We start from the raw sequence: 13,960 nt of genomic DNA on the forward strand, positions 1-13,960 counted from the left end.
CACGACAGTCGCTGAACGTGTGTCCTTGTGGTGAGTCGCATTCAGATGACGGCCAATTGGTTCAGGAATTCAGGGAACCGTCTTCCCGTGAAGAGTGCGGGAGTCTCTGAGACAAAGTTGGAAGCGATTCGCATCCCTTGTCTGACCCGGTGGCAGGAGTCGTCATCACTGCCGCAAGTTCTGCGCCTGAACCTCCCGAAGATCCGCCAACTGTGTACTTGAAATGCCATGGATTTCGTGTGACCCATCAGAGATCAGTCCAGGCCACACCCGCTAACGACATCTCTGGAATGGTTGTCTGCAGGTGCAGAACGGCACCGGCTTTCATCAACTTGTCTACTGCAGGGTGATTGCTGCTGGCCACGTTGGCCTTCAAGACTTTTGAGCCTGCTGTCGTGAGTCAGCCCTTAACGTCATATTCATCTTTCAGTACCACTGTGATTCCTTCCAGTGGACGAGCGGTTCTGTTTTGATCTCTTTCTTCAGACTCTTTGGCTGCCTTTCGTGCTGAGTCAACGTGTGTCTCGGTGCGAGCATTGATGAGTGGCTCACTATGGCTGTAGCGCTCGACCTGAGCCTCAAGAACCTCAACTGGCGAAAGCTCACGACGTTGAAAATGCTCGAGAAGATCAGATGTTGATGCGTCAATCAATCCACCTCTATCAAGAGATAAGGGCCTGGCAACTGCAGAATTCGATCCAGCTAATGCAGAGGTGAAATCACGCAGCAGCAGTGCCGTGCATGCCCCAAGGCTTCCTGCAATTATCTGCAATACTTGTCTTCTGTTTGATGACATACAAGATCAATTTTTAAATCCCACCTTGGCATCTCTCTCAGTAAAAGGGACTGAGGCTTGTGCCCTGTGGGCATCTGCTCCACAATCAGCAGAGATGAATCTGATGAGCGATGCCGAACGTCGAAACTTTTGAGCGTCAAACGATGGATCCAGCAGTCCGATCTCTTGCTCGTATCGAACGCCTCACAGATGTTATTTATGGCCTTAGTTTTCTGTTGATTTTGCTGCAGATCGACCGACCTGATCCGGCCGTGTTGCTCTCTTCTGAATCCCTTAATCGCTATCTCAATGATCAGTTGCCATCGCTCGGAATTTATCTGACAACTTTTGTCTTAGTGGGCTTTTATTGGCAATCGCACCTCTTCATGGCGAGCCGTTTCGTGCGCTCCGATGCAACGCACCGATGGTTGCAATTGGGTGGTCTGATGGGGGTGGCATTGCTTCCCTTTGTGAATGACCTTCTGGAATTAATGCCATTGAAGTCATCGATCCAGGTGGCTTACAGCCTGGTTCTGGTCCAGATCGGCTTCTTCGATCTTCTGACTCTTGTGCATGGATGGCGTCGACCCGAGTTGTTGGCTGAACCATTGCAGGTCCAGCATCGATGGCATCTGTTGTTTGAACTGGCTCTTGAGCCAGGGGTTTGCCTGTTGAGTGTTGGTGTGTCTCTCTTCCTGTCTCCCGCTTGGTGGGAATGGACGTTTCTGATGCTTTTGCCGGGGTATGGTCTGCTTTGGTGGATGGATCAGAAAGCGCTCAAAACTCCACGGATTGAGGACCAGAGCGAATCAATCAGTCCAAAGTGATTTGATATTGCAAGATGAAAGCTACTCATCTTTCAGCTCTCATGGAAGGTCATTCACCCAAAATATCAGGAATCTTCGAGAGGAAAAGCGCTTGTTCATCCATTGATCTGCTTGCTTTCCTTCTCTTGGGAAAAGTATCAAAATATCGTCAAAAGTTCCTTGATGCTGGGGTGGCATTAATGAATAGCTGCGATCAAGCATAGTGCCGGTATGAAAATTTTGATTGGATTAATTCGCCTTCTTCTATCAGCCTGGTCAGCCTCGAAGTGAGTTCTTCAGGTAACGATGGGTCTGCACGGGTTCCCAAACGATCAATGAATCGTCTGGTTCGACCGCAGCTTGTTGATCAGAAAAGACAAGCAAACGCCAATCAGCAGGCCGACAACGTTGGCCATGAAATCCATCCATTCACCGTAGCGATTGACGCGAGGCTGAATCAGTTCAATCAGTCCGCTGTAAAGCGCAAAACAGAGGATGATCAATGGCCAGCGCTTTGGCCTTCGCAGTGCCGTCGGCAAAGCAAGCACTGCGTAGGCAATCAAATGATGGGTTTTATCGGAGCCTGGAGCCTCTGGAAGAGTGCTGAGTGGGTTCAGTGATAGAGCGGTGATGCATCCAAGCAGGATGATGCTGAGACTGAGCCAGTGGCGATGGATGAATGCTGTCACGATCTTGCGTGGCCTTGATCATCCATGGATCTGGATTGATGGAGTTGCATCAGCCTGATCATGATTGCCGAGACGCAGCAAAGATCAGGATCTCAGCCTTCTTGCCTTTTTTCCCTTCGCTGGAAATCACAAGTTCCCCGGAAGACAGAAATGTTATCCCTTCAGGTTGCATGAACTGATCCTTGTCTAAACCCAAGGCTTCTTTGAAACGACCATCCATTCCATAACAAACAATCATTTTCTCTCCCTTGGAGCCAATCACGTAAAGATCATCGGAACGAGGGTGGATGGCAATCCCGGAAGGGTTGAAGGTATCTTCTTGGTTGACAAGAAAATCACGTCCATCGATGATATAAGCTGGAGCAGAATCCATCTGCATTGTTTGAAGATCAAAGGCATAGATGCCTCGCGTTGGATCATCTCTGGTTGAGGGTCCTTTGCAGGCGATCAACAATCGATTCCGTCTGGCGTCATGGCATAAGCCCTCTGGGTCTTGATTCTTGTCCAGCGCTAAATCATAGCTTTCAAAGAGTGCATGATCGGATTGAAAATCAAACACCTGGTAGATCGCTGGTTGTTTGCCTGACTTCAGCACATAGGCAGTCGTTCCAATCACGGCAAGATCTTCTGAATCACCGTCGCCATGCTTGGCAAGTTCAGTGATTGTTGCAGAAGCTAAATCAAAGAGATGGATCTGAACTGCTTCGTCCTGGACAAAGGCCAGGCGGTTGTTGCCTTCAAGAGGGGATAGTCCCGAAATTTCCTTGTATGGATCTGGTAGCGAATAACTGTTGTCTGGATGGTTGAGGTCGTAATGGAACGATGTCATGGCAGTCTGTTCACCACAGCACCGGGAAGAGAAGAATCTGAGCCACCATTCCGAGATTCAGAAAGACAACGGCAGTGAAATGCCACCATTGATTAAAGCTTGACTCTGCAAGAATCCCTTCAATCATGCCACCAAGCATCAGCAGCAATGGTGCCAGCGCCGCCAACGCACGAGGCAGACCTTCGGCGACAAGGGGATCGCCTAGCAGGGCGAAATAAGCAATGAAGTTAACACTGGCGTTGGCGATGAAGACGACCAGGATTGAAATAGCCAGGGGAAAGACCGGTTGATCGTTAAAGGAGAAGGTGGCCTTGGGGTTCTGCGGACCAATGAAAGCAATCAGTCCACTCAAGACAGCAAATGTGATGGTGATGGCGCTGAAACCGAAGACGGCCAGCGAGAAGGCCAGCAAACCAAGCCCTTGGAGCACAAACAGAAGCTTGTAGGCCACTTCGCGTAGCCATTCGTTGTTATAGTGATCAACCGCAAAATCACTATCCAGTGGGTTCTTGAAGAAGGCCACTTGCCAGCCTTCGTATTCATGCATGGTGATTCCCATCAGGCCGCCGAAGGTCTGGATCAGTGGGCTGAGCAGTAGTAGAAAGACGCGTAAGTCGCTGCCACCCAGAAGTGGTCTGAGATCTTCACTGTGTTGAAAAATCAGGAAAGAAAGAATGAAGGTTGGAATAAAGGGAAGCCAGTGCACTAGCTCCACTAAGTTCAAGATCCAGCCCTTGGCAAAGCGATCCAACTTGTTTGCCACCAAGGAGGCCTTTGGTGCCGGTTTCTGCCATTCCCATCCTGGGCTTGGGTAATAGCCAAGACTCGGATCCGTGTTGTCGGTGATGCGATCGGATGTCATTTCATCAGCTCCATCAAAAGGTGTGCAAACAACAAGTGCGCAGCGAGCCTTCTGCCTACCGACTCTGTCTTAGCAAGCAGCTCTGTTGACAGCCACAGTCGATACAAGGGTTTGCAGGCGAACCGCCCATGAGGCTTCACGGTTTCACCGCATCGTGGTGAGCCATTGCGGCAAGCTGCTTCGCGGACAACTGAATCAACACTCACTTGTCCACGGAGCAGAGCACATGATTGATTGGGCGCTCCGGATCAGGCGTGAAGACCTAGATAGAGAATCACCAGATCATCATTACTGGTATTGGAGAGTCGATGCTGTTCATGGGGTTCGATGGCGATGCATGAACCAGTCGGACATTCAAAATTCTTCCCATCAACAGTAACTTGTGCAGAACCAGAAGAGATATAGAAGATTTCCGTCATGTCTTGATGATGGTGCATTTCTGCTGTTTCGCCAGGTGGGAATACAGCGTGAGAAAGATACACCAAGTGATCGATAGTATTTGGTGAAAGTAATACCTTCTTGCGGATATTTTGATTGTGTGAGACGCCTGCATCCTGCAGGTCTGCGAGATTGGCCAAATACATGGCAAGCTTCAAATCAATAGACATTAGCGATGGTGGCATCAAACCCTGTTAATGGGCTCAGGCAACAAAATGTTTTCCTGTGATTGAATCTGAATCACTTGTGATTCACGCTTGTCTGAATGATGGAGCGCTGCTGACGTCCGATTCCAAGGCGACGTCTGGTCAACTCCAGGATTGGAATGATTCAGCTTGGCAGCGCCGGGCTTTCATGTAGTGCTCCACGGCATCAGCGACGTCAATGTCCATTGACGACCATCGGCATCGCTTCGTTCTCAGCTGCCGACTCTTTCAGCAACGCTCTGCTGGCTAACAGGCTGAGAGAGAACAGCTCAGCCATCCAAGCTGCGCGGACGCCGGCTGAGCGGCTCCCGTGTTGATGGGATTGAATCCTCGCAGCATCGATTGAGCGGCTGTGCGGCCATCCGCTGCGCCTGCTGCTCAGCCGCCCGGAAGGGATGATCACCGCCGCTCAGCTGACGGCGGCCGCACTGGAGGCGATCCTTTCGGACCGTGACGAACCACCGCAGAAACCGGAGGGAATTGCCATTTCTGCTGCCGCGCCCACCAACTGATAAGCAGCTGTAAACAGGGTTTTGATCCACCGAATCAAATCATCTTTCCACAGGTTTTCCACAGATTCGACAGGGCTCGATTCAGGCCTGCCAGCCACTACCAGACATTCCGGGGAAAACGAGCCCTCCGCTTGACAGGTGGATCTCGCGTCCTTCGAGGTCGTATTCCACGACACATGCATGGCGATCAAACCCAGTGAGGGCCTTGATTCTTCACGGAGCACGTCGTTTAGGCGGACTGAATCCGCTTTTTGACAGCACTGCAAGCGCCATGGCCTGATGAATGGGTTGACAGCCGTGGGACGAGTTGAACGAGACACCCGATCTGATGCCGGTTCACGTGAGTGTGGAAAACCAGTTGCCGGAGGATCTGTATCGCGCCATGGGGGGGGGTTATCGCTGAGCATCCGCAGTGGGACCAATACCGCGTCGTCCAGGCCGCCATTGCAGGTTTTCTCTTTCAGCAGGGCTGCAAGGAGCGTGCCGTTGTGCAGCACTACCTCGGAGGTCTGTTTCGCAAGCAGGCCTGCACCCCCGATGGTCTGCATTCGTAGGGCACTGCAGCACTTCCTTGGCAAACGGCTCACTCACCGTTTCTTTGGTGCTCTTGAGCAAGGCTTCGCGGGAGCCATCCAGCATCTGGCCGCTGAGGGAGCGGAACTGGGTGAGCAGATCTGTGCGGGCCTGCTCGAGGAACTGGGTCTGGCTTTCCTGGCTGCGCAGCTTCTCGGCCACCTCCGCCATCGTTGCCGTAAGCCTTTCTTTCTCGCGGCGCAGCTGATCCATCACGGCCAGTGCACTGTCATGACCGGCCTTGAGCGCATCGCGCTCCTGGCTCACGCCCTCCAGTTGCGTGCGGCTCACCGCCGCCTGCTCGCTCGCCTGTTGGGCTTGCTGCTGTGCCGCCCGGAGCTCCGAGCTTTGCGCCTCCAGTTGCTGGCTGAATTGCGCCAGGCCCTGATCGGCCTTCAGAAGGCGTTCCTCCAACAGCCGGACCTCAACAGAGCCATCACCGCTTCTGCTGCGGCCGAACACCCGGCTGAGGATGAAGCCAGCAATCAGCCCGGCCAGCACGCCGGTGATGAACAGAAGGGTGGGAGCCATCGCACGGAGGAGCCATTCCCTTCAGGTTGCATCGATGGGCAGGCTTTGGGATCCCTCATCCGGGGGAGACCTCAATGAGAAGTCCCGAAGAACTGCACAGGCCTTTTTCCATCTCCCTCGATTGAGGGATCCGCGTAATGAGCTTCATCCCTCACTTGAGGGAGAAAGAGATCATGCGAAGGCAATCCCACACCCGCTGTGGCGATGCTTTCCCATGGAACAGCCCGGGCATGAATCAAACAGACCCTCAGGCAAACCCCGCCCATGCCCATCGCTAGCGTTGACAGCAATGAATGCGCTGCTGGCAACTTCAGATCCATGGCCACCCTCACGATCCGCAACCTCGACGACGCCGTGCGCGATCGCCTGCGGCAGCGCGCTGCGGAACACGGCCACTCGATGGAAGAAGAGGTGCGCCAGATCCTTCGCCAGGTGGTGAAACCAGCTGATAAAGCAGCAACCAACGAGGGGCTGGGCTCTCAAATTCACAACCACTTCGCCCGGCTCGGTGGCGCCGAATTGGAGTTGCCATCACGGAGCGACACGCCTGCAGCGCCTGATCTCATGAACGCCCATCCACGCATCAGCCTTCAGCAGCCTGAACGACAAAACAGCCGATTCAACCGATACTGAGGTCAACGCCCTGGCGCAATGAACAGTGCTGCTGCCACGACAATTCGCCAGCGACTGGAAGCGCTGAAACCTCAGGTTCTTGAGGTGGCGAGACGTTATGGCGCCTCGAACTTGAGGATCTATGGCTCAATCGCCACAGGCAAAGAGCACCAGGCCAGCGATCTCGATCTGTTGATTGATCTCCCCAAAGGCCAGTCTTTATTGGGCTTGATCAGCCTTCGGCAGGAGCTTGAGGATCTCCTGGGCTGTCCAGTGGATGTGACGGAAGCGGAGAACCTTCACCCACTGATCCGCAGCCAGATCCTGGAGCAAGCTCTGGCCTTGTGACCAAGCGCATCGCTGAATACACCGCAGGAGTTGAGCAGGAATTCCTGGCTTCACGGCTGATCCAGGACGGTGTGGTCCGCAATCTTGAGGTGATCGGAGAAGCCACAAAAAACCTCAGCACTGAGTTGCGGGAGGCCAACCCTGCAATCCCCTGGAGGCAGATTGCAGGCATGCGTGATGTGCTCATTCACGACTACCTCAAAGTGAACCTTTCCCGTGTCTGGCTCACCGTCTCCATCGATCTTCCCGATCTGAGAACAACAGTCACACGGCTCCTTAATCAGGCTTGGGACTGATCAATTCCTGCGTCCTCGGCATCGACGCCGCCTGGACGGCCCATCAGCCCAGCGGCATTGCCCTGGTGCAGAACACAGCGACAGGGTGGAGCTGCATGGCCGTCGCCCCCAGCCACGAAGCGTTCATCGACCAGGCATCAGGACAAACCTGGGATCCAGAGCAGAAGGCCACCGGCAGCAGACCCGACCCAGCAGCACTGCTCGAGGCCTCCAAACAGCTCGCTGGTGCAGAGCTGAGCTGCGTGTCGGTCGACATGCCCCTGGCAACGACTCCCATCACCAGCCGTCGCGCCGCCGACACCGCCATCGCCAGCCTCTTCGGGCCGAAAGGCTGCGCCGTGCACAGCCCATCAGCTGAACGCCCAGGCACCATCGCCGACCAATTGCGGGAACGCTTCGCTGAACTCGGCGTTCTCCTGCAAACCACAACTCCAGCTCGCCAAGGGCCGGCCCTGATCGAGTGTTACCCCCATGTGGCCCTGCTGGCGCTGCTCAACCGCAACTACCGCGTGCCCTACAAGGTGAGCCGCTCGACTCAGTACCGGAAGGCGGAGCAGCCACCGTCCGCAACCAAGCCGATGAACGCAGGGCCGTTGTCGCTTCGGATGTTTCTCGGTGCCGGTCTTGCCGTGGGCGATCAACTGCTCAACGGTGTTGCACTTTGAATGATCTGCGCGGATGAGGGCTTTCTTATCAACCCGACGACTTCAATGCTGGCTTTGATTGAAATCAATGTGATCGGCTAATATGCAACGAAAGGCTTGCGGCAACAGCAATAATAAAAGTACGCCGCTTGGCCACTTCTTCGACTACTGACTTCTCTTTTCTTGTCAATTTTTATGTCGGCAAATCCAGTATCGAGCAATAGTTTCTTCAGCTCATCCTCTGAGAAATGATGGGTGGCATAAAGAGCCCTGCCCTGATCGTCTCGCGATAGATAGGTATACAACTCTTTGGTGATTTCCGTGTCGGATTTGTAGAGCTCTGCATACTGGGCATTGATATCATCAGATACACCCGAGGCCGAAAGATAGAGATAACCGCCGGGGCGAAGTGCTGTGTATAGGCTCGCAAGCAAAGCAGCTCGATCATGATCTGCTCCAATGATCGAAATAACAAGCTGGCAGACAACACCGCTGAATGCACCAGCTTGTATTCCCGAGGGAAACAGCGCAAGAATGTCGCCGTGAATAAAACGGAGACAACGTTCAGACAGACCCTCGGATAGCCCCTTCCGTGCTGAGATTGATTCGCGAGCAAAGTGCAATGCTGCCTCGTTAATATCGACCCCCACAACAGAAAAGCCCTTGGAGTAAATCAATCTGGTTACAACGCCAACTCCACAGCCAGCGTCGAGAATCAAGGGAGGATGCTCTTCCCCGAACGTCACCTTGATATCAGACAAGACGATCTCAAGAGGGCCAAAATTCGTTTTCGTTGGAATCGCCTCCGGCGCATAGGCTTTCCAATCAGATCGTGCATCTCTTGGGGACATGATCATGAAAGAACGACACGATGGGACATACCGCTGCAAGTCGAGACTGTGAAACCCTTAGAGCTCAGGCAACATCTTCAGAGTAGTTTCAGTCCCAACACCTTCCTTCATGGCTTTGGATCAGCTCAACCAGTTGCCCAACGGGGTTGTGGTGGTGAGCGGCGGTAGCCGTGGCATCGGTCGCGAGCTCGTGAATCTGTTGCTGGGATCCGGATTCCACGTCGTGACACTGTCACGACAAGTTTGCAACCCTGGCAACAATCTCATCACGCTGGACGTTGACCTCAGTGACGAGGCCGGGCTGGATAAGGCTGTCGAGATGCTTAAGGATGTTCTCGCTGGCCGACCGGTGGCTGCACTGGTGAATGGGGCTGGAACTGTTGAACCGCTGGGATCTCTGATCCACCAGTCCGCGCCTGGTTTGCTGCGGTCGTTGTGCCTGATGGCCGTGGCGCCGGCACAGCTGGCCGCCGCAATCGCGCCTTACATGCCCTCTGGCGGCAGGATCCTTAACCTGTCGACTCGATCAGCACACGAAACATTTCCAGGTCTTGGCGCTTATTGCATGAGCAAGCACGCTTTGCATGCAGTCACTGAAAGTCTGCGGCTGGAGCTCGGGCCAGTCGAAATCGGGGTCGCTGAATTGATTCCCGGTGAGGTTGATACAGACATGCAAGCCAACCTGCGAGATGCGGATCCGGCGGAGTTCCCCCTCGCATCGTTCTTCCGCGACAACCGCGCCAATCTGATTCCAGCGCATCTGGCGGCTCGGTTCTGCCACTGGGTGCTCACCCAGACCACAACAGAGGCGTTCAACCGTGCGGAACCCTGGTTCATCTATGACCGATCGCATCAGCCCTTCTGGATGGATCAGGGAGCCGACTTTCCCTACACAGCGCCGTGAAACGAGGATCGACCGATGCGGGATTGCGCTAGTGCATAAAAATGCTGGGGTTGGGGCTTGATCCTGAGCACGATCACGCCAAAACGCAGCGACGAACTGATCGCCAGGCAGCAAGTCAGGAGGTGGAGGCGCTCAGAGCCCGACAGGCCCAGCCCAAGGGCGACTGCAGCCTGGAGGAGGCTGCCTTGGCGAGTTGCCCTTAGCGAAGTTAAGGATGCACTCAGCCGAAGGTCTTCAGCACGTCGAGCGCATCCAGCTCCACAACCAGAGCGCAGCAGCGCTCAATCCATTCATCGTCGAGCAGCATGGCCCGGGAGGTGATGTTGGGATCCATCTGCCAGTTGTGCAGAAAAAGCACGGAACTTAGACAACGCAACGCGGCAAGTTGAACATCAGCCCAGGCATCGCTGAAGCTGTAGTCCTTCACGCCGTGAGTCTTCAGGCTCTGATGCCACTGCGAGCAGAGGTCGTGAAGCCGTCCTCGCCTGGCCGGCATCGGCACACTGCCGCCGATCAGGAAAGCGAGATCCATCGCGGCCATGGAGCGTGTGGGGGTGCCCCAGTCGAGGACAACAACGTCACGCTGCGTGGCGTTCCTGGCAAACAACACATTTTCAACCCGCAGATCCGCATGAACCAGGGTGAAGGGCCGTTGGGCGATGGCCGCATCAATGGCCTGGGAATGCTCGATCACCAAAGCGACCGCTTCAAGAGCCTCAGGTTCCACACGCAGCTCGTAATCCTCCAGGAAGCTGCGATGGAACGCCGATAACGTCTCGCTGCTGCCTTGAAACCAGAACTGGTGATCAGGCAACCAGTCGTGGTTCAGCAAGGCTGAGGACGTCCAGAATCGGGCATGCACACTGGCAATGGCCTCAAGAACCTGCCCGCAGGCCATGGCATTGATGCCGCGCACCTGGTTCCCCACCGCCATGGCCGAGAGGTCCTCCAGCAACAACCAACGCCCTGCATCGCTGGAGCCATTGCCCGTTGCGTAGGCATGAGGCACCAACGGCGCCAGCTGAGGAGCCAATGATTGATAGAAACCCACCTCCCTGCCAAAACAATTGAGATGGAGGGCGAGCTCCCGACCAACAGGATTTTCACTGTCGATCTTGAGAATCAATGAGTCCGGCAGAGCGCTGGAGGGTCCTTGCGGCTTAAGGCGCATCGTGTTGGATACAAATCCCTGAGGCACTCCCAGAGGTTCAATCTCCAGTGCCTCGACACCAAGATTCAATTGCGCGCTGAGCCACTCCGAATCAATCGCATCACCAGAAGGGAGAACCAGCATCGATGCTTCAGCTTGCGCAACACTGAACCATTCAACCCTCAAGGCCAGGGACACCCCGATGCAGCCCGACTGCCTTCCTTACAGTCTCTGCAAACGCCACACAGCCCATTCGTGATCCGCAAGCACAAAGAGATGCTCAATTGGATGATGCGAACGTTCGGGCTGGACACCTACGGGTGACCTGGGTGATCACCTGAGACGGCCAGCGATCGGGTCTGAAGCTCAGCATCGTGGATGAACAAGAACTGAACGCGGTTGAACGCTTTAGTTATCGGCTGAGTCAATACCCAATGGCAGAACCGTCATGTCAGATCAGCTGAGATCAGGTGAAGCTGATGGCTCCGAAAGATCGTGGCAAGAGAGAACTCCTCTGGATCCATGTCAGGCAGGTCGGCATCCATGCCGCAGGCATTGCGTGGTTGAGGATCTCCGCCTTGAGAGGCATCAGGGGCGCGATCTCGGCGGAATCATCTACGGCAACAACGGCGTCACCCCTTGATCTCGATTGCCGTGGGGAAGGGGATCACGATCTCCGCAACCGCCAGCTCCCGCAACAGCTCACGGTTGATCCAGTCGATCGAATCCTTGAACTGAATGAAGCTGAGCCCTTCAGAGAAGAGATGGCATTTGAAGTCGTAACTGAACTCTCCGATGACGAGCAGCCGGCAGGCCTTGAGCTCGAAACCCGGCGTGCGATCAATGATCCCCTGCACCAGAGCTGGGATCGCTGCCAGCTGCTGATCGGTGGTGTCGTACGACACCGAGAGCACGAAATGGGAGAGATCCACCCGATAGATCAGCTGATTCAACGCGAGCGTCAGCGACTCCTGCAGATCGATGTAGTCGCGCCAGTTCACGACGTGAATCAGGCCGATGCAGCGCAGCCGCTGCGGTGCACCCGGCTCCAGCTCAACGGTGAAGCATGGATTGATCAGGTCGGTCCGCTCATCGGCGTAGCGGCGGGCAAGCGCCAGCAGATCGGCGATCTGATCAGGGCTGAACGGCGACTCCGCATCCAGCTCCAGGTTCAGCTCCAGGCCCTGCAGCTGCGAAGCGCCGGGGACAGGTCCATGGCGCGAGAGGTTGTTGACGATGCAGTCCTCCGCCACTGCATTCGGGATCGTGATCCGGCCGGTGACCGTTTCGATCTCCACCGAACGCAGGCCGATCTTGGTGAGGAAGCCCCGCTTGTCGCCGATCTCGCAGAACTCCCCCACCCGCAGCGGCCGATCGGTCTGCAGCGACAGGCCGGCGAACAGGTTGCTGAGCAGCTTCGAGGCACCGAGGCCGATCGCCAGGCCGGGCACCGTGGAGAGGGCGAGCACCAGGGTGGGTGAGAGGCCCAGCTGCAGCAGCAGCTTGTAGATCAGGGCCACAGCCACCACTCCCGACACGATCCGGCAGGTGGGCATCACCCGGTTGCTGGTGCGCGAGAGACGCCAGACGTCCTCACTGCCCGAGAGCCGCACCAGACCTTCCGACACCGAACGCCCCAGAGCTTCAAAAAACAGAAACACCAGCAGCACGAACAGGCTGAAGTAGGCGACTTCGAACAGCACCGTGAGCACCACCAGGGGCATGCCGGTGTAGTTGAGGTAGTCGTCCACGAACAACTCAGCGGCCTTGATGGCGATCACCATCGGCAGCACCAGGCCGAACCGCGTCCAGGCCAGCGAATCACGCATCCAGACCAAAGCCGCATCCGTGGAGACATTGCGGAAGGAACGGATCAGCTGCCGGAACAGCAGCCCCAGCAACGCCAGCAGCAGGCCGATCGCCAGCACCGACAGCACCAGCCGGAACAGGGTCTGGCCGAACAGCACCTCCGTTTCCAGGCCGGCGCGAAGGCCAGCGGGAAGATTCAGGTACCACTTGGGCGGAAACAACCGGCCGGGAGTGTGGATGAAATCGGCGTAGAAAGTGCGGGTAAAAAAGGCCTGATCAGCGAGATCCTCCACCTGACGGCTCACCTGGGCGTACATGGCCGAGGCATTCGCCACCGTGGCCGCTGAAAAGTAGAAATTGCTGTTGCCCGGATCCTTCGCCAGCTGGCTGGTGAGCACGATCGAAGATCCCGGCAGCGTCCAGGCCTCGGTGTCTTTGGAGCGTTCATCATTCAGCTCCTTCATGGCACCGGCATCGGGGATGGTGATCACCTGCCGGCTGCTGTTGAAGATGAAGTCGAGAACGTGCTTGAGCTGAATCGCCGCTTCATCCTTGAGGTACGGGCGCACGCCGAGCGGGAAGAGCGATCCATCCAGCGACGCCACCGCCGCATCGAAGAGCACCTCCACCTCCGCCATCTCAGCTCGGGCCTGGCGGTTCCAGAACAGCCCGCGATCGTTGAGGTGCGACGCCTCCACATCCTCGATCAGCTGCCCCACATCGGCCATCACGGCGTAGAAGTTGAGCAGGGTGTTTTGCGGTGAGTCCCCCACCACCTGCCCCAGGGGGGTGTGGCGCCAGAGATCAGCGCGCCGCTCCAGCTCGGCATGGAACGGCTGCTGCGCCAGCGGAATCACCGGCTGGGCACTGGCATAGCGCTGATCCAGGAGTTGATGCTCCCGGTTTTGAGAACCGGCCCAGAGCGGCAACCCGGAGAGCAAACACACACTCAGCAGGCCGGCCAGAAAAGCAACGATCCGCTTGCCTCTGCGCACGCCCGCCATCGCCGTATCAATGGACTGACGCTAGCCAGAGCCTGCAGGACAAACCGCATCGACACCGCATCGACACCTCATCGACGCGGCCGCCGCACCGCTGCGAGCCACTCCATACAGTGATGACAAG

At 55.9% G+C, this 13,960-nt stretch carries 16 protein-coding genes and 1 pseudogene; 8 read left to right on the plus strand and 9 right to left on the minus strand.

The features are described from left to right. Nucleotides 1–61 precede the first annotated feature (61 nt). Nucleotides 62–232: pseudogene (locus SynA1544_RS15050) on the minus strand (amidase family protein); the annotation flags it as partial. A gap of 168 nt (nt 233–400) precedes the next feature. Next, nucleotides 401–796 carry an amidase family protein gene (locus SynA1544_RS08245; RefSeq protein ID WP_186472935.1) on the minus strand — a complete coding sequence of 132 codons (396 nt, stop codon included), beginning with the start codon at nt 794–796 and terminating at the stop codon, nt 401–403. A gap of 110 nt (nt 797–906) precedes the next feature. On the opposite strand from SynA1544_RS08245, the gene SynA1544_RS08250 reads away from it, so the two are divergent. After that, entirely contained in the window at nt 907–1,602 is a 696-nt protein-coding gene (locus SynA1544_RS08250) for a TMEM175 family protein (protein ID WP_186512927.1), read from the plus strand. Nucleotides 1,603–1,913: 311 nt separating this feature from the next. Here the strand turns inward: SynA1544_RS08250 and SynA1544_RS15055 are convergent, their stop codons facing one another. The 4 genes from SynA1544_RS15055 to SynA1544_RS08270 form a co-directional block, all read right to left on the minus strand. Next, the gene (locus SynA1544_RS15055) at nt 1,914–2,270 is read right to left on the minus strand and encodes a VanZ family protein (protein ID WP_186512929.1); all 357 of its coding nucleotides are present in this window, start codon (nt 2,268–2,270) and stop codon (nt 1,914–1,916) included. A gap of 58 nt (nt 2,271–2,328) precedes the next feature. After that, nucleotides 2,329–3,099 (minus strand): SdiA-regulated domain-containing protein, encoded by a 771-nt coding sequence (locus tag SynA1544_RS08260; protein WP_186512931.1) that lies wholly within the window; start codon nt 3,097–3,099, stop codon nt 2,329–2,331. A 10-nt stretch (nt 3,100–3,109) separates the two neighbouring features. Next, on the minus strand, nt 3,110–3,961 hold the full coding sequence (locus SynA1544_RS08265) for a hypothetical protein (protein WP_186512933.1): 852 nt from the start codon (nt 3,959–3,961) through the stop codon (nt 3,110–3,112). Nucleotides 3,962–4,209: 248 nt separating this feature from the next. Then, a complete protein-coding gene (locus SynA1544_RS08270; RefSeq protein ID WP_186512935.1) occupies nt 4,210–4,569 on the minus strand; it encodes a cupin domain-containing protein in 360 nt (119 codons plus the stop codon). 991 nt (nt 4,570–5,560) lie between these two features. On the opposite strand from SynA1544_RS08270, the gene SynA1544_RS15060 reads away from it, so the two are divergent. From SynA1544_RS15060 to SynA1544_RS08300, 6 genes are all read left to right on the plus strand, one after another. Continuing rightward, nucleotides 5,561–5,671, plus strand: coding sequence for a DUF2811 domain-containing protein (locus tag SynA1544_RS15060; protein ID WP_370594110.1), 111 nt, complete (start codon nt 5,561–5,563; stop codon nt 5,669–5,671). Next, nucleotides 5,655–6,299, plus strand: a complete 645-nt coding sequence (locus SynA1544_RS14760) for a hypothetical protein (RefSeq protein ID WP_255477525.1) — start codon at nt 5,655–5,657, stop codon at nt 6,297–6,299. Before SynA1544_RS15060 ends, SynA1544_RS14760 begins: the two co-directional genes overlap by 17 nt. A 240-nt stretch (nt 6,300–6,539) precedes the next feature. After that, the gene (locus SynA1544_RS08285) at nt 6,540–6,854 is read left to right on the plus strand and encodes an Arc family DNA-binding protein (RefSeq protein WP_255477526.1); all 315 of its coding nucleotides are present in this window, start codon (nt 6,540–6,542) and stop codon (nt 6,852–6,854) included. An 18-nt stretch (nt 6,855–6,872) separates the two neighbouring features. After that, nucleotides 6,873–7,181 (plus strand): nucleotidyltransferase family protein, encoded by a 309-nt coding sequence (locus SynA1544_RS08290; protein ID WP_186512937.1) that lies wholly within the window; start codon nt 6,873–6,875, stop codon nt 7,179–7,181. Further along, complete coding sequence (locus SynA1544_RS08295) at nt 7,178–7,477, plus strand: DUF86 domain-containing protein (protein ID WP_186512939.1); 300 nt, start codon at nt 7,178–7,180, stop codon at nt 7,475–7,477. The genes SynA1544_RS08290 and SynA1544_RS08295 overlap by 4 nt, the downstream gene beginning before the upstream one ends. Beyond that, nucleotides 7,468–8,142: a DUF429 domain-containing protein gene (locus SynA1544_RS08300; RefSeq protein ID WP_255477527.1), complete on the plus strand. Its 675-nt coding sequence runs from the start codon at nt 7,468–7,470 to the stop codon at nt 8,140–8,142. The genes SynA1544_RS08295 and SynA1544_RS08300 overlap by 10 nt, the downstream gene beginning before the upstream one ends. Before the next feature lie 77 nt (nt 8,143–8,219). On the opposite strand, the gene SynA1544_RS08305 is transcribed toward SynA1544_RS08300, so the two are convergent. After that, nucleotides 8,220–8,978: a bifunctional 2-polyprenyl-6-hydroxyphenol methylase/3-demethylubiquinol 3-O-methyltransferase UbiG gene (locus SynA1544_RS08305; RefSeq protein WP_186512941.1), complete on the minus strand. Its 759-nt coding sequence runs from the start codon at nt 8,976–8,978 to the stop codon at nt 8,220–8,222. A 103-nt stretch (nt 8,979–9,081) separates the two neighbouring features. Between SynA1544_RS08305 and SynA1544_RS08310 the strand changes: the two genes are divergently transcribed. Then, on the plus strand, nt 9,082–9,876 hold the full coding sequence (locus tag SynA1544_RS08310) for an SDR family oxidoreductase (RefSeq protein WP_186512943.1): 795 nt from the start codon (nt 9,082–9,084) through the stop codon (nt 9,874–9,876). Nucleotides 9,877–10,096: 220 nt separating this feature from the next. On the opposite strand, the gene SynA1544_RS08315 is transcribed toward SynA1544_RS08310, so the two are convergent. Next, complete coding sequence (locus SynA1544_RS08315; RefSeq protein ID WP_186512944.1) at nt 10,097–11,170, minus strand: phosphotransferase; 1,074 nt, start codon at nt 11,168–11,170, stop codon at nt 10,097–10,099. Nucleotides 11,171–11,658: 488 nt separating this feature from the next. After that, complete coding sequence (locus tag SynA1544_RS08320) at nt 11,659–13,839, minus strand: mechanosensitive ion channel family protein (RefSeq protein ID WP_255477528.1); 2,181 nt, start codon at nt 13,837–13,839, stop codon at nt 11,659–11,661. Nucleotides 13,840–13,960: the final 121 nt, after the last annotated feature.

It is taken from the genome of Synechococcus sp. A15-44, from assembly GCF_014280115.1.
Taxonomy (GTDB): Bacteria; Cyanobacteriota; Cyanobacteriia; order PCC-6307; family Cyanobiaceae; genus Parasynechococcus.